Raw genomic sequence first — 18392 nt, 5'->3', positions numbered from 1 at the left:
CGCTCCGGACCGCTCATCCGGCCTCCACCCCCGTCAGCCGGGCGGTGGCGACCAGCCGGCCGCTCTCGTCGTGGAACTCGGTCACCATCACGGCGAACGCGAGGGGTCCGGACCGGCCCTCCTTGCGGGTGACCGACTCGATCCGGGAGCGGCCGATGAGCCGCGTGCCGGCCCGCGGGGGCGGCCCGTGGAACACGAACTCCTGCTCGGCGTGCAGGCCCTTGTGCTGGTCCATGGCCACCGCCGTCCACGGGTCGCTGGCCCCGGTCTGCCAGAAGAAGGCGGTGGTGAGGAAGGTCGGCGGTACCACCGGAGCCTCGGCCTCCAGGTAGGCCGGGTTGGCCGAGTGGGTCGCGCGGGCGAACTCGCGGATCTTCCCGCGCTCGACGTCGAGGACGAAGGGCTCGCCGGTGACCCCGGCCGCGCTGTCGTCAACCATTGCGCTGCTCCAAAGCGAACTAGGGGTGCTGGCTGCTGACGGAGACGACCTCGCCGGTCATGTAGCTGCTGTAGTCGCTGGCCAGGAACACGATGACGTTGGCCACCTCCCACGGCTCGGCCGGCCGCCCGAAGGCCTCCCGCGCGGACAGCTCCTCCAGCAGCTCCGAAGTGGTGACCTTGGCCAGGTGCGGGTGCATCGCGAGGCTGGGCGCGACCGCGTTGACCCGCACCCCGGCCGACGCGCCCTCGACCGCCGAGACCCGGGTAAGGGCCATGACGCCGGCCTTGGCCGCGGCGTAGTGGGCCTGCCCGGCCTGGGCCCGCCAGCCGATGACGGAGGCGTTGTTGACGATGACCCCGCGGCCGCGCGGCATCATGTGCCGCAGCGCCGCCCGGGTGCAGCGGAACGTGCCGGTGAGGGTGACGTCCAGCACCGAGCCCCACTGCTCGTCGGTCATGTCGACGATGTTCGCGGTGCCGCCCAGGCCGGCGTTGTTGACTAGCACGTCGAGGCCGCCGAGCCGATCGGCGACGGTGTCGAACAGCCGCTGCACCTGGGCCTCGTCCGTGACGTCGCACGGCACCGCGAGGGCGCCCAGGCGTTCGGCGGCCTCGGCGAGGCGCCGTTCGTGCCGGTCGCTGATCGCGACCGTGGCGCCCTCCTCGGCGCAGCGCTGCGCGGTCGCGAAGCCGATACCAGTGCCGGCCGCGGCGGTGACGAGCACCGTGCGGCCCTCGAGCAGGCCGTGACCGGCCGGTTTGCTCACCATGGCGTCACTCTACCAAGCGCTTGTTTGGTTTGCCAGCACGTTGTACGTCCAGGGGCACGGCCGTCGCCGCGGTCGTGGACAGCGCCGGGCGGTCCGCCTCCGCCTCGGGCAGCGGCTCCACCTCCCGCAGCGTGGCGAGGCTGCGGGAGGTCAGCTCGTGGTACACCCGGGTCCCGTTGGCCTTCCAGGCCAGCTCCTCGGCGGTCAGCTCGCGCACGACCCGGGCCGGCGAGCCGGCGGCGAGGGTGCGCGGCGGGACGACGAACCCGGCCTTCACGAACGCGTGGGCGCCGACGAACGCCAGCTCGCCGACCTCGGCCCCGTCCATGACGACGGCGTTCATGCCGACGAGCACCCCGGCGCCGATGCGGCAGCCGTGCAGCACCGCGCCGTGGCCCACGTGCCCGTCGCGGCCCAGCACGGCGGTGGTGCCGGGAAAGGTGTGGAACACGCAGGAGTCCTGCAGGTTCGACCCCTCCTCCATGACGATGCGGCCGAAGTCGCCGCGCAGGCTGGCGAGCGGGCCGACGTAGCAGTCCGCGCCGACGTGGACGTCGCCGATGAGCACGGCCGTCGGGTGCACGAACGCGGTGGGGTGCACGACGGGGACGACGCCCTCGATGGCGTAGGCGGGCATCAGGCGAGCCGCTTCAGCGTCGCCTCGGCCTCGGCCACGATCCGGTCGATGAGCTCGGCGCAGCTGGGCAGGTCGGCGATGAGCCCGGCGACCTGGCCGCTGGCCATCACCCCGGCGTCGGCGCGGCCCTCGACCATGGCGGCGCGGATGAGCATCGGCGTGTTCGCGGCGAGGAGCACCTGGTCGTAGCGCAGGCCGTGCCCGCGCATCGCCCGCCCCTCGCGCAGCAGCGACAGCCACGACCGCCCGGTCAGCCGGCGGAACGCCCGCGCGGAGCCGACGGCCCGGGCCAGGCGCCGCCCGGCCGACCGCCCGGCGAGCTCCTCGACGAAGGGGGTCTTGAGGACCCGCTGCGGCACACCGTCCAGCGCGTCGGTCACGACGGTGTCCGTGACGGTGGCGGCCAGGTAGCGCCGCTTGACGTCCTCGGCGATCGGGCTGTCGGTGGTGAGCAGGAACCGGGTGCCCATGGCGATCCCGGCGGCACCGTAGGCGAGCGCCGCGACGAGCCCCCGGCCGTCGTAGAACCCGCCCGCGGCGATGACCGGGATGTCCACGGCGTCGACGATCTGCGGCAGCAGCAGGGTGGTGGGGACCGGGCCGGTGTGGCCGCCGCCCTCGCCGCCCTGCACCACCACGGCGTCGGCGCCCCAGCCGGCGACCTTCTCGGCGTGCCGGCGAGCGCCGACGGACGGCACGACCACCGCGCCCGCCGACTTGAGCCGGTCGATGAGCTCCGGCTTCGGGGCGAGCGCGAAGGAGGCGACCCGGACCTTCTCGCGGATCAGCAGGTCGACCCGGCGGGCGGCGTCGGGCGCGTCGGCCCGCAGGTTCACCCCGAAGGGCCGGTCCGTGCGGGCCTGCACGTCCGCGATCGCCTGGGCGAGCTCCTCGTACGTCAGGGTCGCGCTGGCCAGGATCCCGAGCCCGCCCGCCTCGGCAGTAGCCGCGGTCAGGCGGGCATCGGAGACCCAGCCCATGCCGGTCTGCACGATCGGGTACTTGACCCCGAACAGATCGCAGATCGGCGTGCGCAGCGGCGATCCGCTCATCCGGCGACCTCGCGCGCGCGGATGTCAGTCGGGTCGATCACCTCGCGGATCAGGGTCAGCTCGGCGTCGCTGGGCTCGCGGGTCTCGGGCACCTCGTCCGGTACCACCAGGTCGAAACCGGTGGCGTCCAGCACCTCGTCGACCGTCACGCCCGGGTGCACCGACACCAGGCGCATCCGGTGGTCCTCGGTGCGGAAGTCGAACACCCCGAGGTTGCTGACCACCCGGCGCAGCTCGTGGAAGCGGCCGGCCGAGGGCTGGGCCGCCGCGCGGTCGTAGCCGACCCCGCTGACCATGTCGACGGTGGCCACGAACGAGCGCTTGCCGTGCCGCGGCACCCAGTAGCTGGTGGGGTGGTTCACCGTGTTGCCGGGGGCGCCGCGCACGCCGAGCAGCTGCCGGGTCGGGCGGGCGAAGTCGCCGATGGCGGAGATGTTGGCGTTGCCGTACCGGTCGATCTGGCTCGGGCCCATCATCACGTGCCGGCGACCGCCGTAGAGCAGGTCGAAGACGGCGCGGAACGGGATCCAGCCCTCGATCTCGGGCGGCGCCTCGCCGATCGCCCACGTGCCGCGACCCAGCAGCGCCTCGCCGTCGGAGAGCAGCAGGTCCGGCTCGAAGGTGGCCCGGGCGAGCCGGGCGGCGATCGTCGGGATCAGGCCGATCGCGCTGGCCAGGATCTCCCCATCGCCGCGCCACGCCTCGGCGCACGCGACCACACAAACCTCGGCCCGAGTCGCGGTGCTCATGCCGCCACCCCTCTCTGCTCGACCGCGGCCCGGTAGGCGCTCTCGTCGCCGGCCAGGTACCGCTCGTAGAACGCGGTCCAGGTCTGCGGGTCGGCGGCGGCCGCGGCGTACTCGCGCTGGAATGCCTCGTCCCGCCCGTAGTCCGGGTCGCAGGACGTGAAGTGGGCGCCGCCCGGGGCCTCGACCACGCCGTGCACCATCCACCGCTGCAGCAGCAGCGACTGCACGGGCGCGTCCCGGGTCAGCTCCGCGGTCGGCACGATCCGCTCGACCGAGACGTACGCGCGCTCGGCCGCGCTGCAGAAGAGGTCGTCGAAGTACGGGTCGGCGCCGAGATACTGCGCGTTGCCGTGCACGTCGGCCCGGTTGAGGTGCACCAGGGCGGCGTCCAGCGGCAGGGCCGGCACCGCCACCAGCTCCTCGTCGCCGTACGGCGAGGAGATGGTCCGCAGCGCGGGGTTGACCCGCAGCACGTCGGAGCCGAGGCCGACCCGGCTGGGCAGGAACGGCAGCCGGCAGGCGGCGGCGTAGAGCCCCCAGCGCAGCATGCCCTCGTCGTACTCGGTCACCTCGACGGCGCCGGCCTGCCGGGCCGCCCGGAAGTGGGGCTCCAGCGGGATGGAGTCGAGGGAGACGAAACCGTACACCAAATGCCGGACCTTCTTCGCGGCCAGCAGCAGGCCGACGTCGGGCCCGCCGTAGCTGACCACGGTGAGGTCGGTCAGGTCGGAGCGCAGGATCGCCCGGATCAGGGCCATCGGCTTGCGCCGCGACCCCCAGCCGCCGATCCCGATGGTCATGCCGGAGCGCAGCCGCGCCACGACCTCGTCCGGGGACATCTGTTTGTTCGCCATCGCAGTGTTTGGCCGCCTTAACTCCCGGAGGTCGCTTACCCAGCGACCGTACCAAGCGCTTGCTTGTTTGGGCTACACTCGTTTTCTCACAGGCTCGGTACACTCCGTGCTGAGTGCGGCGGGATACATCACCTTCACTGCAAAGGAACACGGGATGGCGCGAGATTCTGGGGACCGACGCGAGCGGATTCTCGCCAGCGCGGCGGCGCTGTTCGCTAACAAGGGCGTGGCCGCGACCACGGTGCGTGAGATCGCCGACGAGGTGGGCATCCTGTCCGGCAGCCTGTACCACCACTTCGAGTCGAAGGAGGCGATGGTCGACGAGATCGTCACCTCCTACCTGGACGACCTGCGCACCCGGTACAAGCGGGTGATGGCGGCCGACACCGACCCCCGGACCCGGCTGCACGACCTGATCGTGGCCTCGCTCGAGGTGGTGGAGGCGCACCCGCATGCCACCGAGATCTACCAGAACGACGTCAACTACCTCATCCAGATCGAACGGTTCGGATACCTGCGCAATGCCGGCAAGGAGGTCCAGGCCACCTGGCTGGAGGTGATCGAGGCCGGCATCGCGCAGGGCGTCGTCCGCGACGACCTGGACCCGAAGATCCTCTACCGCCTGATGCGTGACGCGGTCTGGCTGTCGGTGCGCTGGTTCAAGCCGACCGCGGACTACCCGATCGGCCGCCTCGCCGAGGACTGCACCTCACTCTTCCTGGACGGGCTCTCCCGCCGCTGAGGCGCGGTGGAGCCCGACCGGGCTGAGCGGACCGACGGCGCCGGCCGCGAACGCGGCCGCCACCGACTCCACGGTCCAGGCCGGGCCGGTCGCGCCGTGGCCCATGACGGTCGGGTGGGCGACCATCGACAGCTCGTCGCCGTCGATGCGGACCACCTGGCCGTGCAGCGCGGCGGCGGCGTCGGAGAGCAGGTACACGACCGCGGGCGCGTTCTGGGCCGGCGGCTTGTGGACGTTCTGGCCCTGGGCGGCGGCGCCGAGGTAGGCCTCGTAGGCGTCGGCCATGCGAGTGTGCGCGTTCGGGGAGACGGCGTTGACCCGCACGCCGGTGCCGGCCAGGTCGGCGGCCCAGCAGTAGGTCAGCGACGCCACGGCGCCCTTGCTGGCCCCGTAGGCGCCCATCGCGGCCGAACCGGCGTGCGAGCCGGAGGTGACGTTGACGATGGAGCCGCGGCCCCGGGGCAGCATGGCGCGGATGGCGTGCAGGCCGCAGTAGGCGGTGCCGAGGACGTTGACCTCGAGCACGGCCCGGAAGTCGGCCGGGTCCTGCTCCGCGGGGCCGGCCAGCCGGAAGATCCCGGCGTTGTTGACCAGGCCGTCGATGGCGCCGAACGCGTCGACGCAGGCGGCGACGATCGCGCCGGCGCCGTCCCAGTCGGCGACGGAGCCGGCGACCGCCTCGGCCCGCCCGCCGGACGCCCGGATCTCGGCGGCGACCACCTCGGCCTGGGCCCCGTCGACGTCGTTGACCACGACCGCGGCCCCCTCGGCCGCGGCCAGCCGCGCGTACGCCGCCCCGAGGCCCCGCCCGGCCCCGGTGACGACCACGGCCTTGCCGTCCAGATGACCGGTCATGAGAGCCGCTCCACGATGAGGGCCATGCCCTGGCCGCCGGCGGTGCACATGGTCTCCAGGCCGATCGTGGCGTCGCGGTGGATCAGGCCGTTGAGCAGCGTCGTGGCGATCCGCGCGCCCGTCATGCCGAACGGGTGACCGACGGCGATCGCGCCGCCGTGCACGTTCACCCGCTCCGGGTCGGCGCCCAGCTGCCGGTAGGACGGGATGACCTGGGCCGCGAACGCCTCGTTGATCTCGATGAGGTCGACGTCGCCGATGCTCATCCCGGCGTGGGCCAGGGCCCGGCGGCTCGCCTCGACCGGGCCGAGGCCCATGATCTCGGGGCTGAGCGCGGACACGCCGGTGGCCACGATCCGCGCGAGCGGGGCCAGGCCGAGCTCGCGGGCCCGGGCGGCGCTGAGGATGACCAGGGCGGCGGCGCCGTCGTTGAGCGGGCAGCAGTTGCCGGCCGTGACGGTGCCGTCGGGCCGGAACACCGGCTGCAGCGCGGCGACCTTGTCCAGGGTGACGCCCGGGCGGGGGCCGTCGTCGCGGCGCAGCTCGGTGCCGTCGGGCAGGGTGACCGGGGTGATGTCGAGGTCCCAGAAGCCGTCGGCCTGGGCCTTCTCCGCGTTGTTCTGGCTGCGCACGGCGAACTCGTCCTGCTCGCGGCGGCTGATGCCGCACAGCGAGGCGACGTTCTCGGCCGTCTCGCCCATGGCGATGTAGACGTCCGGCAGCTCGCCGCGCTCGCGCGGGTCGCTCCACGGCAGCGTGGCGGTGCGCTGCGGCCAGCGCGGGTTGCGGGTGCCGGGCATCCCGTCGGACTTGCCCGCGCCGTAGTGGGAGACGATCTCGGCCCCCGCGGCCACGAACGCGTGTCCCTCCCCGGCCCGGATGGCGTGGAAGGCCATCCGGATCGCCTGCAGGGACGAGGCGCAGTACCGGTTGACGGTGGTGCCGGGCACCATGTCGAACCCGAGGTGCATGGCGACCTGGCGGCCGAGGTTGTACCCCTGCTCGCCGGCCGGCTGCGCGCACCCCAGGATGAGGTCGTCGAGCGTGGCCGGATCGAGGGCGGGCACCTTGGCGAGGGCCTTGCCGACGATCTGCGCGGCGAGGTCGTCGGCGCGCACGCCGGCGAGCGAGCCCTTGTTGGCCCGGCCAATCGGCGAACGGGCCGTGGCGACGATGACGGCGTCCACGTGGACCCCTTTCTGAGGCTATTGTGTGACGACCCAGCCGCCGTCGACCGGCAGCAGGACGCCGTTGACGTAGGCAGCGGCCGGGGACAGCAGGAACAGCACCGCGGCGGCCACGTCCTCGGGGCGGCCCGCCCGGCGCATCGGGTTGCGCTCGACGAGCGCGCGGCCGAGCGGGGTATCGGCGAAGCCGGCCATCCGGGGCGTGTCGATGAACCCGGGTGCGACGGCGTTGGCCCGGATGCGCGGCGCGATCCGGGTCGCCAGGTGCCGGGTGTACCCGGCGATGGCGGCCTTGCCGGCGGAGTACCACGCGGAGTCGGTCCCGACGAGGTTCCCGGCGACGGAGGCGACGTTCACCACGGCGGACCCGTCCGGGGGCCCGGTGGCCAGCCAGGCCGAGGTGACGGCCTCGACGCTGCCGGCGGTGGCCGTGAGCCCGTCGGTGAAGGCGAGCGCGGGCCCGCCGCTGGCCGGCCCGGCGTTGTTGACGAGGTAGCGCACCGGCCCGGCCGCGGCGAACCCGGCGGCGACGGCGTCCGGGTCGCGCACGTCCACAATGGACCCGCCCGGCACCTGGGCGAGGTCCCATACCACCACCCGCAGCCCGAGCCGTGCGGCCAGGGTGGCGGTCGCGGCCCCGATGCCGCTGGCCCCGCCGGTGACCACGATCGTCTCGCCCTCGATGAACCCGTTCACAGCGCACCCGCCCGAAGTCTGGTCTTGAGTACCTTGCCGCTGGCGTTGCGGGGCAGCGCCGGCACGAGCACGAAGGACCGCGGCTGCTTGTAGTTGGCCAGCCGGGTCCGGCAGAACGACGCCAGGTCGTCCGGGTCCGGCGGCGGGCCGGAGCGGGCCACCACGTAGGCGCGGGCGACCTCGCCGAGCCGCTCGTCGGGCACGCCGATGACGGCGACCTCGGCCACGCCCGGGTGGCGGGCGATGACCTGTTCGATCTCGGCCGGGTAGGCGTTGAACCCGCCGACGATGAACATGTCCTTGAGACGGTCGGTGATACGCAGGTAGCCGCGCTCGTCGAGCTCGCCGACGTCGCCGGTGTGCAGCCAGCCGTCGGCGTCGACGGCGTCCGCGGTGGCGCGGGGGTCGTCGAAGTACCCGCGCATGACGTTGTAGCCGCGCACCAGCACCTCGCCGGTGACCGGGTCGATGCGGACCTCGACGCCGGGCACCGCGGCGCCGCAGGTGGTGGCGGTGGTCTGCGGGTCGTCGTCGGGGCGGCACATGGTCGCGGTGCCGCAGGACTCGGTCAGCCCGTAGGCGGTGATCACGGTCTGCAGGCGCAGCTCCGCGCGCAGCCGTTCGATCATCACCACGGGCACGGTCGTCGCACCGGTGACCGCGACCCGCAGGCTGGACAGGTCGTAGTCGCCGCGGCCGGGGTGGTCGAGCATCGAGGTGTAGAGCGTCGGCGGGCCCGGCAGCACGGTGATGCGCTCCCGCTGGACCAGCTCCAGCGTGGTGGGGACGTGGAACACGGCCTGCGGCACGATGGTCGCGCCGCGCAGCAGGGAGGCGATGACGCCGGCCTTGTAGCCGAAGGTGTTGAAGCATGGGTTCACCAGGAGGTACCTGTCCCCCTCGCGCAGGTCCGCGAGCTCGCTCCAGGTGACGTACAGCTGCGTGCTCTGCCGGTGCGTGAGCATCGCGCCCTTCGGCTGCCCGGTCGTGCCGCTGGTGAAGAACAGGTCCGAGAGGTCGTCGGGCTCGACGACCGCCTCGACCGGGCGGCGCTCGGCCAGGAACTCGTCCCACTCGGCGAGGGTCACGGTCCCGTCCAGCGCCGGCAGCGGGGTCTCGGCGGCCGCCTCGGCCAGGCCGGCGACGTACTGGTTGCCGAGGAAGCCGTCGTCGACGAACAGCAGCCGGGCGCCGCTGCGGGCCAGAATGTAGGCCGCCTCCGCGCCCTTGAATCTGGTGTTCAGCGGCACGAGCACCCCGCCGGCTGCGACGATGCCGAGAGCGGCGACGATCCAGCGCCAGCCGTTCGGCGCCCACAGCGCGACCCGATCGCCCTTGCCGACCCCCCGGGCGGCAAGGGCCTCGGCGAACGCGCCGACGCGGTCGGCCAGTTCGGCGTAGGTCAGCCGCACATCGCCATCGACGACGGCCTCGCGGTCGCCGTAGTGCACGGCGCCGGCCCGGACCAGTTCTGGAATGGTACGGGCGTCCAACGGTTCCATGCACGGCACCTTACCAATCAAGCGCTCGTTTGGTAAGGTCCGGACATGACGGAGGCATACCTGGTCGAGGCGGTCCGCACGCCCGTCGGCCGACGCGGCGGCGGCCTGGCCGGCGTCCACCCGGCCGACCTCGGCGCGCACGTGCTCGGCACGCTGGTCCGACGCAGCGGCGTGGACCCGGCGGCGGTGGACGACGTGATCTTCGGCTGCGTGGACACGCTCGGCCCACAGGCCGGCAACATCGCCCGCACCAGCTGGCTCGCCGCCGGCCTGCCCGAGCACGTCCCGGGGGTGACCGTCGACCGCCAGTGCGGCTCATCACAGCAGGCCGTGCACTTCGCCGCGCAGGCCGTCATGTCCGGCACCGCCGACCTCGTGGTCGCCGGCGGCGTGCAGAACATGAGCGCCATCCCGATCTCCTCGGCGATGCTGGCCGGGCGCCAGTACGGCTTCGACGACCCGTTCGGTGGCTCGGCCGGATGGCAGGCCCGCTACGGCGGCCAGGAGGTCAGCCAGTTCCGCGCGGCCGAGCTCATCGCCGCCAAGTGGTCGCTCACCCGCGAGGAGATGGAGCGGTACGCCCTGGAGAGCCACCGCCGCGCGGCGGCCGCCGTCGACGAGGGCCGCTTCGACCGCGAGATCGAGCCGATCGCCGGCGTCGCGCGCGACGAGGGCCCGCGCCGCGACACCACCCTGGAGAAGATGGCCACGCTGCCGACGCTCACCCCGGACGGAGTCGTCACCGCGGCCCTCGCCAGCCAGATCTCCGACGGGGCCGCCGCCCTGCTGGTCGCCTCGGAGCGCGCGGTCCGCGAGCACGGCCTGCTGCCCCGGGCCCGCATCCACCACTTGTCGGTCCTCGCCGACGACCCGGTCTACATGCTGACCGGCCCGATCCCGGCCACCGCCAACGCCCTGCGCCGCGCGGGCCTCACGATCGGCGACATCGACCTGGTCGAGATCAATGAGGCGTTCGTACCGGTGGTGCTCGCCTGGCTGCGCGAGACCGGCGCCGACCCTTCGCGCGTGAACGCCGACGGCGGCGCGGTGGCGCTCGGCCACCCGCTGGGCGCGACCGGCGCCCGCCTGATGACCACACTGCTGCACGCCCTGGAGGCCCGCGGCGGCCGCTACGGCCTGCAGACGATGTGCGAGGGCGGGGGTACGGCGAATGTCACCATCATCGAACGCCTCTGACCGCGTCGCCGTCGTCACCGGCGGCACCCGCGGCATCGGCCGGGCCATCGTCGCGCGGCTCGCCGCCTCGGGGTACCAGGTCCTCGCCTGCGGCCGCCGCGAGCCCGACTCACTGCCGGACGGGGTCGCCTTCCACCAGGCCGACGTGCGCGAGCCCGAGCAGGCGACCGGCCTGGTCGCCGCCGCCGTGGAGCGCTTCGGCCGGCTGGACCTGGTGGTGAACAACGCCGGCGGCGGCCCGCCCGCCCCCGCCGCGACCGCCTCCCCCGGCCTGGTGACCGCCGTGGTCCGGCTCAACCTGCTCGCCCCGTTCTTCGTCGCCCAGGCGGCCAACGCCGTCATGCAGGAGCAGCCGGACGGCGGCCTCATCGTGAACATCGGCAGCGTGTCGGCGCTGCGCCCGGCCCCCGGCACCGCGGCGTACGCGGCGGCCAAGGGCGGCCTCGAGGTCCTCACCCGGGCACTGGCCCTGGAGTGGGCGCCGAAGGTGCGGGTGAACACGGTGACCGCGGGCGCGGTGCGCACCGAGGACAACGCCGCGCACTACGGCGACGAGGCCGCCCTGGCCGCGGTCGCCGCCACCGTGCCGCTGGGCCGGATGGCCACCCCCGACGACGTTGCCGACGCGGTGCTGCTGCTGGCCTCCCCGCTGGCCGGCTACGTCACCGGCGCCTCGCTGGTCGTCGACGGCGGCGGGCAGGTGCCCCGCTACTGGGACACCGCCCGCCCCGAGCCCTGATGCACACCGTGTAGCCGCCGACGGCGCCTTCACACCGTGTAGCCGCCGCCGGCGCCTTCACACCGTGTAGCCGCCGCCGGCGCCTTCACACCGTGTAGCCGCCGCCGACGCCTTCACACCGTGTAGCCGCCGTCGACGTCGAGCTTCTGGCCGGTGATGAACCGGGCCCGGTCACTGGCCAGGAAGCACACCGCCTCGGCCACGTCGGCGGCGGAGCCGAAGCTGCGCAGCGGGATGTTGGCCCGGGCCACGTCCAGGGCACGCTCGTCCAGATCGCCTGAGGCGATGAGGCGGGTCGCCATGCCGTCCGTGAGCATGCCCGGGCCGACGCAGTTGGCGCGGACCCCGAAGCGGCCCTCCTCGGCGGCGATGCCGCGCACGAGCGCCTCGACCGCACCCTTCGGTACCGCCGACAGACCATCCCGGACCGGGAACCGCCGCGTCGCCGCGGTGGTGACCGCGACCAGGCTGCCGCGGCTGGACCGCAGCGCCGGCAGGGCCGCCCGGACCACGTTGAAGCAGGCGAGCACGTCCTGCGCCACCTGTTCGGCGAACTGGTCCGCCTCCACCCGGCTCAGGTGCATCATCGGCACGTGGGGGCCGGCCGCGTGAACCAGCGTGTGCACCTCGCCCGCGGCGGCGAACAGCTCGACGCAGGCCGCGGGGTCGGTGAGGTCGGCCTGGATCGCCCGGGCCTTCCGGGGAAGCTGGGAGGCCAGTTCCTCGGCCGCCGCGGCGTTGGAGCGGTAGGCGAGCACGACGGCACTGCCGCGCTCGGCGAGCATCTGTGCAATGGCGGCGCCGATGCCACCGGTGGCTCCGGTGACCACCGCGACGCCCTGACGGTAGGCGAAATCCCTGTGCATGGCGGGTACCCTACCAAGCAAGCGTTTGGTAGGGTACCGGCCGTGGAGCTGAAACTCGGGGTCATGCCGTCACGCGGATGCGCCGACGCGGCCACCACGGCCCGGTTCGTCCGGCTGGTGGAGGACCTCGGGTGCGAGTCGGTCTGGGCGGTCGAGCACGTCGTGGTCCCGGACGACTACGGAAGCGTCTACCCATACGACCGCAGCGGCCGGATGAGCCTCGGCCCGCACGACGACATCCCGGACCCGCTGCACTGGCTGACGTTCGCCGCCGCCTGCACGAGCACGCTGCGCCTCGGCACGGCAATGCTCATCCTGCCGGAGCACCACCCGGTGGCCCTGGCCAAGCGACTGGCCACAGTGGACACGCTCAGCGGCGGACGGCTCCTGGCGGGCATCGGCGTCGGCTGGCTGCGCGAGGAGTACGACGCCGTCGGGGTGCCCTTCGCCGAGCGGGGCGCCCGGGCCGACGAGTACCTCGAGGCGATGCGTGCCCTGTGGACGGGCGACCCGGCGCGGTACGACGGCCGGTTCGTGTCCTTCGGCCCGGTGCACAGCCGCCCCCGCCCCGTCCGCGGCACCGTCCCCATCGTCGTGGGCGGGCACAGCGCGGCGGCGGTACGGCGGGCCGCCCGCCTCGGCGACGGCTGGTACCCGCTCGGCGTGCGTGGCGCCGCCTTCGCCGAGCGGCGCGAACTGCTGCGGCGCGAATGCGAGGCGCTGGGCCGCGACCCGGACGAGGTCGAGGTGACCGTGCGCGCCCCGGGCGACCGCGGCGAGCTGGAGACATTGCGCTCCCTCGGCGTGTCCCGGGTGGTGATCCGGGCCGATCCGGACGACCTCGTCGGCGTGCGGGACAAGGTGCGCCACTACCAGAAGGAGATGCTGACGTCGTGAGAACGGTCATCGTCACCGGGGCCGGGCAGGGCCTCGGCCGCGCGCACGCGCTCGCGTTCGCCGCGACCGGGCACCGGGTGGTCCTCAACGACCTCGACCCGGCGCGTCTGGACGCCGTGGCCGCCGAGTGCCCGCAGGCGCTCGCCATCCCGGGCGACATCGCCGACTGGGGCTTCGCGGCCTCGCTCGTCGAGCGGGCGGTCGCCGACACCGGACGGCTCGACGCCCTGGTGAACAACGCCGGGCTGGTCCGCGACCGGATGCTCACCAACGTGAGCGAGGCCGAGTGGGACGACGTGGTCCGGGTCAACCTCAAGGGCCACTTCGCGCCGCTGCGCCACGCCGCCGCGTACTGGAAGGCCCAGGCCAAGGCGGGCACGCCCGTGGCCGCGCGGATCGTGAACACCACCTCCGGCGCCGGGCTGCTCGGCAGCGTCGGCCAGGTCAACTACAGCGCCGCCAAGGCCGGCGTGGCGGCCCTGACCCAGGTGGCCGCGGCCGAGCTGGCCCGCTACGGGATCACCGTCAACGCGATCGCGCCAAGCGCCCGCACCGCGATGACCGAGTCGGTCTTCGCCTCCACGATGGCCGCGCCGGAGCAAGGGTTCGACGCCATGGCCCCCGACAACGTCTCGCCGCTGGTCGTCTGGCTCGCCTCGGAGGAGGCCGGCTTCGTCACCGGCCGGGTGTTCGAGGTCTCCGGCGGCAGTGTGAGCGTCGCCGACGGCTGGCAGCACGGCCCGGCCGCCGACGCCGGCCGCCGCTGGGACCCCGCCGAGCTCGGCCCGGTCGTGCGCGACCTGCTCGCCCGCGCCCCGCAGCCGGCGGCCGTCTATGGCGCCTGACTTCCGGGCGGAGGTGCGGGCCTGGCTCGCCGAACATCTCACCGGCGAGTTCGAGCCGCTGGTCGGCACCGGCGGGCCGGGCCGCGAGCACGAGCACCTCGAGCTGCGGGCCGCCTGGGAGCGGGAGCTCGGCGCCGGGGGCTGGATCGGGCTGGGGTGGCCGCGGCCGTACGGGCGCGGGGCCACCATTGCCGAACAGGTGGTCTTCTTCGAGGAGTACGCGCGGGCGGGCGGACCCGGACGGCTGAGCCACGTCGGGGAGTACCTCCTCGCCCCGACCCTCATCGCGCACGGCACCGAGGAGCAGAAGGCGCGGTTCCTGCCGCCGATCGCGCGGGCCGAGGAGCTGTGGTGCCAGGGGTACTCCGAGCCCGGCGCCGGCAGCGACCTCGCCGGCGTGCAGACCAGGGCGGAGCTCGACGGGGACCAGTGGCGGGTCACCGGGCAGAAGGTGTGGACCTCGCTGGCCCACATCGCCCAGTGGTGCTTCGTGCTGGCCCGCACCGGCCCGGGCGGGCGCAAGCAGGGCCTGTCCTACCTGCTGGTGCCGATGGACCAGCCCGGCGTCACGGTCCGCCCGATCGTGCAGATCACCGGCACGTCGGAGTTCAACGAGGTCTTCTTCGACGAGGCGGTCACCGGCGCCGACCACGTGGTCGGCGCGCCCGGCGACGGCTGGCGCGTGGCCACCAGCACCCTCGCGTTCGAGCGGGGCGTGGCGACGCTGGGCCAGCAGCTCGGCTTCGCTCAGGAACTGTCCGGGATCGTCGAGCGGGCCCGGGAGAACGGCACGTTCGACGACCCGATCGTCGCGGACCGGATCGCCGCCGCCTGGGCGGGGCTGCAGGGCCTGCGCCACCACGCGCTGCGCACCCTGTCGGCGACCGAGCCCGACCCGCTCGCGGCCTCGGTGGCGAAGCTGCTGTGGGCGAGCTGGCACCAGCGGCTGGGCGAACTGGCGATGGCGGTCGACGGGCCGGCGGGGACGGTACTGCTCGACGCGCCGTACGAGCTGACCGACGCCCAGCGGCTGTTCCTCTTCACCCGCGCCGACACCATCTACGGCGGCTCCAACGAGATCCAGCGCAACATCATCGCCAACAGGCTCCTGGGCCGTTAGGGGTGTCCACTGTGGATTTCGACGCAGAACAGCTGGCCCTGCGCGACTCGGTTCGCGCCTTCCTCACCTCGGACGGCTACAGCTGGGACCGGCTCGCCGGCGAGCTCGGCCTGACCGCGCTGGCCGTCCCCGAGGAGGGCGGCGGCTTCGGGGCCACCCTGTTCGAGGCCGGCATCGCCCTGGAGGAGGCGGGCGCGGCCCTGCTCTCGGCGCCGCTGCTGTCCACCACCGTCGCCGCCCTCGCCCTGGACCCCGCCGACCCCGCGCTCGCGGGCCTGGCCGCCGGCACCACGATCGGCGCCGTAGCCTTCGGCGCCACGTTCTCGGACGGCCTCCTGCACGGCCGGGTCGAGCACGTCCTCGACGGCGACGTGGCCGACCTGTTCGTCGTGGCGGCCGGCGACGACCTCTACGCCGTCGAGGCGTCGCAGGTCACCGTCACCGTGATGCCGACCCTGGACACCACCCGCGGCCAGGCGGCCCTGGTCTTCGACAGCGTCCCGGCCCGCCCGGCCGGCCCGGGCCGCGCCTCCCACGCCCTCGACCTGTTGCGGGCCGCCCTGGCCGCCGAGTCGATCGGCGTCGCCCGCGCCGCCCTGGACATCACGATCGAGCACCTGCGCACCCGGCAGCAGTTCGGCGTGCCCCTGGCCACGTTCCAGGCGCTGCGGCACCGGGTCGCCGACCTGTACGTTGAGCTGGAGCAGGCCACCTCCACGGCCCGGCACGCCCTGCGGGTGGCCGGAACCGAGGAGTTCCCGGTCGCCGCGGCCCTGGCGAAGCTGGCCGCCACCGAGGCCGCCTACACGGTGACGCGGGAGGCGATCCAGCTCCTCGGCGGCATCGGGTTCACGTGGGAGCATCCGGCGCACCGGTACCTCAAGCGCGCCGCCGCCAACCACGCCCTGGCCGGCGCCCCACACACCCTGCGCCGCTTCTTGCTCGCGTACGTCTAAGCGGCCGCCCGGTCAAAGCGGTCGCAGGCGTCGGCCACGGCCGCTAGCCTCGGCCGATGATCACGCTGACGCCGGTGCTGGAGCGATGGTTCGCGGACTGCCCATTCTGGCCTGTCGATCGGACCGACCTCTTCTTCGCGATCCCGCGTCTGCCGGCTCCGCGCCGGGTGGGAACCGTGGTGTGGACGTTGATCGGCCGCAGCGTGACCGCGGACGACCTGTCCATCACCGCGACCGACACCCAAGAAGCGATCGAGGAGTATCTGACCTACGAGGAAGGGGACTTCGCGCCCGGCGGCCTGCGAGTCAGCACCGGCGATGTCGTGATCGACCCGGGCTGCTGCGTCGGCCTTGACGAATGGCGCGACTGGCTGCACGTCCTCGGCGGCGAGGTCATCGACCTCGGGCACGACCCTGACGTGCTGGTCGAGCACCGGGGGCCGGTGCTGCGCATCTGGAAGGACAAGCGCCAGCTCCTTCCGGGAGAGCTGCCCGGCCCGGGCGAGCCGCACATCGACGTCCCGCGTGCCGACCTGCCGAGGCTTCTGGATGCCGTTCACCGGGACCTCGCGGGTTTCCTGATCGCCCTGCGTCCATGGGCACAGGACATCGCTGCCGAACTGGCCGATCCACTCGTCGCCGCCGTGGACCGGCAGCTGCGGATCAGCGCACCCCTCGGCATCTGACCCAGGGGGCAGCCCGCCCGGATGCGCTCGTCACCACGCGAGCGCCCGGCCGCCCACGCCCGCTCTAGCGGAACGCCATCTAGGCTCGCCGCCATGACTCAACGGGCGCCGGCGTTTGCGCCGCTGGTGCATGGATTGGCGAGAAACCCGGCGGCTCCTGCCGACCTGCTGCTGCACCTTCTGCGAACGTGCCCGGAACTGGCATGTGTGGGACTGCGGGATCGCGGTGCGCTGCCGGGGCGGGTGCAGGACGTGATGTCGCTCCATCCGTCGCGGCAGGTCCGTGGAACGCTGGCCGAACATCCGGACGTGGCCCCGGCGATACGAACGCGTCTGCTCGCCGATCCGGACTGGCGTGTGCGGATCCGGGCCTTCGGCCGCCGGGGGCAGCGTCCGCTGCCTGACGAGGTCCTGATCCAGCTACTGGCCGAGCTGCCCCAACCTTCGCCGAGCATGCCGCACACCAGCGAAGAGCTGTTCGGTGAGCTGTTCGAGGCGACGCGGTACGACCGGCATCTGGTTCACCTCGCCGCCACGCATTCCGATCCCGAGGTGCGCCGGCGGGTTGCGGTCCTCGCCGTCTGGCGTGACGACCTTCGGACGCTGCTCACTGACCCGGTGCCAGAGGTACGGACGGCCGCGGCCGAGTCCCTCGCGGAACATGAACGCGTCATGCAGCCCACCGACCTGCCCGAGCAGCACTGTCATGCGTTCTGGTACGTGCTGCAGCGGCCCTTGTCGCGAGCGTTGGTCGACCGCGTGCTCGCCACCGACGATGTGGAAGCCCTGTACTTCGTTGCCATCAATCCGACGACCCCACCCGACGTCGTCGAGACGCTCCTGCACCACCCGGACATCGGCATACGCTGCAGAGCCGCCACTCGCGCCGACCTGACCAGCGGGCAACTGCTCCGCCTCGTCACTGATCCGGCGGTCGAGGTACGCACGGCGGTCTCCACCCATCCGGGGCTCACCGAACAGCAACGGGCCGACATCGACATCGGCGCCAGCGACACCAACTTCGGTCCTCTGGAAGGACTCCGGTCAGCGGGCCACGGCGACGCGAGCGTGGCCGGACTCGACCAGGCACGGCAGTGGGCCGTTTCGGGCAATCGGCTGCTGCGCCGGCGCGCGGCACGCCGCCCCGACCTGCCGCAGGACCTGGTCGCCGCGCTCGCCGATGATCCCGATCTCGGTGTACGTGTCCTGCTGGCCCACAACCACCCGCACGCGCCCGCGGCGCTGCTGCTGCGCTGCTTCCTGGAATATGACCGTGGTAGGGACAGGCTCAGTGCGCTCCCGCAGTTCCCGAAGGCCGGGCTGGCCCGCTTTGCCGACCACCCCGACCCGGCAGTGCGGCGACTGGTCGCACTCGACCCGCACGCCGACGCCGAGCTCGTCGGCCGCCTGTCCGCCGATCCGGACATCGCCGTGCGAACAGCGATGGCCGGCTGCCCGCGGCTGCCCCTGGAGCGCATCACAGCGCTGCTTGACGCCCCAGAGCTGGCGGAACACGCGGCGGCCAACCCTGCCCTACCCGCCGAGCAGATGTGGCGCATGTTGGAGCAGGATGCGACGCACTGATCGAATGGGTCCGCCGT

20 protein-coding genes are annotated in these 18392 nt (G+C 73.4%); 9 read left to right on the top strand and 11 right to left on the bottom strand.

Annotation, left to right across the window (positions count from 1 at the left end):
• Positions 1 to 13: 13 nt before the first annotated feature.
• The 6 genes from ABD352_RS54275 to ABD352_RS54250 are packed head-to-tail and all read right to left on the bottom strand — an operon-like array spanning position 14 to position 4503.
• Positions 14 to 439: an FAS1-like dehydratase domain-containing protein gene (locus ABD352_RS54275; RefSeq protein ID WP_344620542.1), complete on the bottom strand. Its 426-nt coding sequence runs from the start codon at positions 437 to 439 to the stop codon at positions 14 to 16.
• Between the two features lie 19 nt (positions 440 to 458).
• Positions 459 to 1211 carry an SDR family oxidoreductase gene (locus tag ABD352_RS54270; RefSeq protein WP_344620541.1) on the bottom strand — a complete coding sequence of 251 codons (753 nt, stop codon included), beginning with the start codon at positions 1209 to 1211 and terminating at the stop codon, positions 459 to 461.
• Positions 1212 to 1215: 4 nt separating this feature from the next.
• A complete protein-coding gene (locus ABD352_RS54265; RefSeq protein WP_344620540.1) occupies positions 1216 to 1848 on the bottom strand; it encodes a gamma carbonic anhydrase family protein in 633 nt (210 codons plus the stop codon).
• Positions 1848 to 2900: an NAD(P)H-dependent flavin oxidoreductase gene (locus tag ABD352_RS54260; RefSeq protein WP_344620539.1), complete on the bottom strand. Its 1053-nt coding sequence runs from the start codon at positions 2898 to 2900 to the stop codon at positions 1848 to 1850. Before ABD352_RS54260 ends, ABD352_RS54265 begins: the two co-directional genes overlap by 1 nt.
• Positions 2897 to 3649, bottom strand: coding sequence for a CoA-transferase subunit beta (locus ABD352_RS54255; RefSeq protein ID WP_344620538.1), 753 nt, complete (start codon positions 3647 to 3649; stop codon positions 2897 to 2899). The genes ABD352_RS54260 and ABD352_RS54255 overlap by 4 nt, the downstream gene beginning before the upstream one ends.
• Complete coding sequence (locus ABD352_RS54250; RefSeq protein ID WP_344620537.1) at positions 3646 to 4503, bottom strand: CoA transferase subunit A; 858 nt, start codon at positions 4501 to 4503, stop codon at positions 3646 to 3648. The genes ABD352_RS54255 and ABD352_RS54250 overlap by 4 nt, the downstream gene beginning before the upstream one ends.
• Before the next feature lie 154 nt (positions 4504 to 4657).
• On the opposite strand from ABD352_RS54250, the gene ABD352_RS54245 reads away from it, so the two are divergent.
• The gene (locus ABD352_RS54245) at positions 4658 to 5245 is read left to right on the top strand and encodes a TetR/AcrR family transcriptional regulator (RefSeq protein WP_344620536.1); all 588 of its coding nucleotides are present in this window, start codon (positions 4658 to 4660) and stop codon (positions 5243 to 5245) included.
• Here ABD352_RS54245 and ABD352_RS54240 read toward each other — a convergent pair.
• The 4 genes from ABD352_RS54240 to ABD352_RS54225 are packed head-to-tail and all read right to left on the bottom strand — an operon-like array spanning position 5213 to position 9485.
• Positions 5213 to 6100: an SDR family NAD(P)-dependent oxidoreductase gene (locus tag ABD352_RS54240; RefSeq protein ID WP_344620535.1), complete on the bottom strand. Its 888-nt coding sequence runs from the start codon at positions 6098 to 6100 to the stop codon at positions 5213 to 5215. The genes ABD352_RS54245 and ABD352_RS54240 overlap by 33 nt on opposite strands.
• The gene (locus tag ABD352_RS54235; RefSeq protein WP_344620534.1) at positions 6097 to 7287 is read right to left on the bottom strand and encodes an acetyl-CoA C-acetyltransferase; all 1191 of its coding nucleotides are present in this window, start codon (positions 7285 to 7287) and stop codon (positions 6097 to 6099) included. The genes ABD352_RS54240 and ABD352_RS54235 overlap by 4 nt, the downstream gene beginning before the upstream one ends.
• Before the next feature lie 18 nt (positions 7288 to 7305).
• The gene (locus ABD352_RS54230; protein WP_344620533.1) at positions 7306 to 7983 is read right to left on the bottom strand and encodes an SDR family NAD(P)-dependent oxidoreductase; all 678 of its coding nucleotides are present in this window, start codon (positions 7981 to 7983) and stop codon (positions 7306 to 7308) included.
• On the bottom strand, positions 7980 to 9485 hold the full coding sequence (locus ABD352_RS54225; protein ID WP_344620532.1) for a FadD3 family acyl-CoA ligase: 1506 nt from the start codon (positions 9483 to 9485) through the stop codon (positions 7980 to 7982). The genes ABD352_RS54230 and ABD352_RS54225 overlap by 4 nt, the downstream gene beginning before the upstream one ends.
• A 45-nt stretch (positions 9486 to 9530) precedes the next feature.
• Here ABD352_RS54225 and ABD352_RS54220 point away from each other — a divergent pair, with 45 nt between their 5' ends.
• Both ABD352_RS54220 and ABD352_RS54215 read left to right on the top strand, forming a co-directional pair.
• The gene (locus ABD352_RS54220; protein ID WP_344620531.1) at positions 9531 to 10682 is read left to right on the top strand and encodes an acetyl-CoA C-acetyltransferase; all 1152 of its coding nucleotides are present in this window, start codon (positions 9531 to 9533) and stop codon (positions 10680 to 10682) included.
• The gene (locus ABD352_RS54215) at positions 10657 to 11421 is read left to right on the top strand and encodes an SDR family oxidoreductase (protein WP_344620530.1); all 765 of its coding nucleotides are present in this window, start codon (positions 10657 to 10659) and stop codon (positions 11419 to 11421) included. The genes ABD352_RS54220 and ABD352_RS54215 overlap by 26 nt, the downstream gene beginning before the upstream one ends.
• Before the next feature lie 113 nt (positions 11422 to 11534).
• Here the strand turns inward: ABD352_RS54215 and ABD352_RS54210 are convergent, their stop codons facing one another.
• A complete protein-coding gene (locus ABD352_RS54210) occupies positions 11535 to 12287 on the bottom strand; it encodes an SDR family NAD(P)-dependent oxidoreductase (RefSeq protein ID WP_344620529.1) in 753 nt (250 codons plus the stop codon).
• Between the two features lie 42 nt (positions 12288 to 12329).
• Between ABD352_RS54210 and ABD352_RS54205 the strand changes: the two genes are divergently transcribed.
• The 6 genes from ABD352_RS54205 to ABD352_RS54180 all read left to right on the top strand — a co-directional run bounded on the left by ABD352_RS54205 (position 12330) and on the right by ABD352_RS54180 (position 18375).
• The gene (locus ABD352_RS54205) at positions 12330 to 13184 is read left to right on the top strand and encodes an LLM class F420-dependent oxidoreductase (protein ID WP_344620528.1); all 855 of its coding nucleotides are present in this window, start codon (positions 12330 to 12332) and stop codon (positions 13182 to 13184) included.
• Complete coding sequence (locus tag ABD352_RS54200) at positions 13181 to 14029, top strand: SDR family oxidoreductase (RefSeq protein WP_344620527.1); 849 nt, start codon at positions 13181 to 13183, stop codon at positions 14027 to 14029. Before ABD352_RS54205 ends, ABD352_RS54200 begins: the two co-directional genes overlap by 4 nt.
• Positions 14019 to 15149 (top strand): acyl-CoA dehydrogenase family protein, encoded by a 1131-nt coding sequence (locus tag ABD352_RS54195; RefSeq protein WP_344620526.1) that lies wholly within the window; start codon positions 14019 to 14021, stop codon positions 15147 to 15149. Before ABD352_RS54200 ends, ABD352_RS54195 begins: the two co-directional genes overlap by 11 nt.
• A gap of 11 nt (positions 15150 to 15160) precedes the next feature.
• Positions 15161 to 16105 (top strand): acyl-CoA dehydrogenase family protein, encoded by a 945-nt coding sequence (locus tag ABD352_RS54190; protein ID WP_344620525.1) that lies wholly within the window; start codon positions 15161 to 15163, stop codon positions 16103 to 16105.
• Between the two features lie 56 nt (positions 16106 to 16161).
• Positions 16162 to 16791, top strand: a complete 630-nt coding sequence (locus ABD352_RS54185; protein WP_344620524.1) for a hypothetical protein — start codon at positions 16162 to 16164, stop codon at positions 16789 to 16791.
• Positions 16792 to 16884: 93 nt separating this feature from the next.
• A complete protein-coding gene (locus tag ABD352_RS54180) occupies positions 16885 to 18375 on the top strand; it encodes a HEAT repeat domain-containing protein (protein ID WP_344620523.1) in 1491 nt (496 codons plus the stop codon).
• Positions 18376 to 18392 lie beyond the last annotated feature (17 nt).

Origin of the sequence: Dactylosporangium salmoneum, from assembly GCF_039532525.1 — a bacterium.
GTDB lineage: Bacteria > Actinomycetota > Actinomycetes > Mycobacteriales > Micromonosporaceae > Dactylosporangium > Dactylosporangium salmoneum.
This window is presented reverse-complemented; position numbering and strand designations above follow the sequence as displayed.

Coding starts and splice junctions, on each gene's coding strand:
- ABD352_RS54275 (WP_344620542.1), bottom strand. CDS start 439: ATGGTTGACGACAGCGCGGCCGGGGTCACCGGCGAGCCCTTCGTCCTC.
- ABD352_RS54270 (WP_344620541.1), bottom strand. CDS start 1,211: ATGGTGAGCAAACCGGCCGGTCACGGCCTGCTCGAGGGCCGCACGGTG.
- ABD352_RS54265 (WP_344620540.1), bottom strand. CDS start 1,848: ATGCCCGCCTACGCCATCGAGGGCGTCGTCCCCGTCGTGCACCCCACC.
- ABD352_RS54260 (WP_344620539.1), bottom strand. CDS start 2,900: ATGAGCGGATCGCCGCTGCGCACGCCGATCTGCGATCTGTTCGGGGTC.
- ABD352_RS54255 (WP_344620538.1), bottom strand. CDS start 3,649: ATGAGCACCGCGACTCGGGCCGAGGTTTGTGTGGTCGCGTGCGCCGAG.
- ABD352_RS54250 (WP_344620537.1), bottom strand. CDS start 4,503: ATGGCGAACAAACAGATGTCCCCGGACGAGGTCGTGGCGCGGCTGCGC.
- ABD352_RS54245 (WP_344620536.1), top strand. CDS start 4,658: ATGGCGCGAGATTCTGGGGACCGACGCGAGCGGATTCTCGCCAGCGCG.
- ABD352_RS54240 (WP_344620535.1), bottom strand. CDS start 6,100: ATGACCGGTCATCTGGACGGCAAGGCCGTGGTCGTCACCGGGGCCGGG.
- ABD352_RS54225 (WP_344620532.1), bottom strand. CDS start 9,485: ATGGAACCGTTGGACGCCCGTACCATTCCAGAACTGGTCCGGGCCGGC.
- ABD352_RS54220 (WP_344620531.1), top strand. CDS start 9,531: ATGACGGAGGCATACCTGGTCGAGGCGGTCCGCACGCCCGTCGGCCGA.
- ABD352_RS54215 (WP_344620530.1), top strand. CDS start 10,657: ATGTCACCATCATCGAACGCCTCTGACCGCGTCGCCGTCGTCACCGGC.
- ABD352_RS54210 (WP_344620529.1), bottom strand. CDS start 12,287: ATGCACAGGGATTTCGCCTACCGTCAGGGCGTCGCGGTGGTCACCGGA.
- ABD352_RS54195 (WP_344620526.1), top strand. CDS start 14,019: ATGGCGCCTGACTTCCGGGCGGAGGTGCGGGCCTGGCTCGCCGAACAT.
- ABD352_RS54185 (WP_344620524.1), top strand. CDS start 16,162: ATGATCACGCTGACGCCGGTGCTGGAGCGATGGTTCGCGGACTGCCCA.
- ABD352_RS54180 (WP_344620523.1), top strand. CDS start 16,885: ATGACTCAACGGGCGCCGGCGTTTGCGCCGCTGGTGCATGGATTGGCG.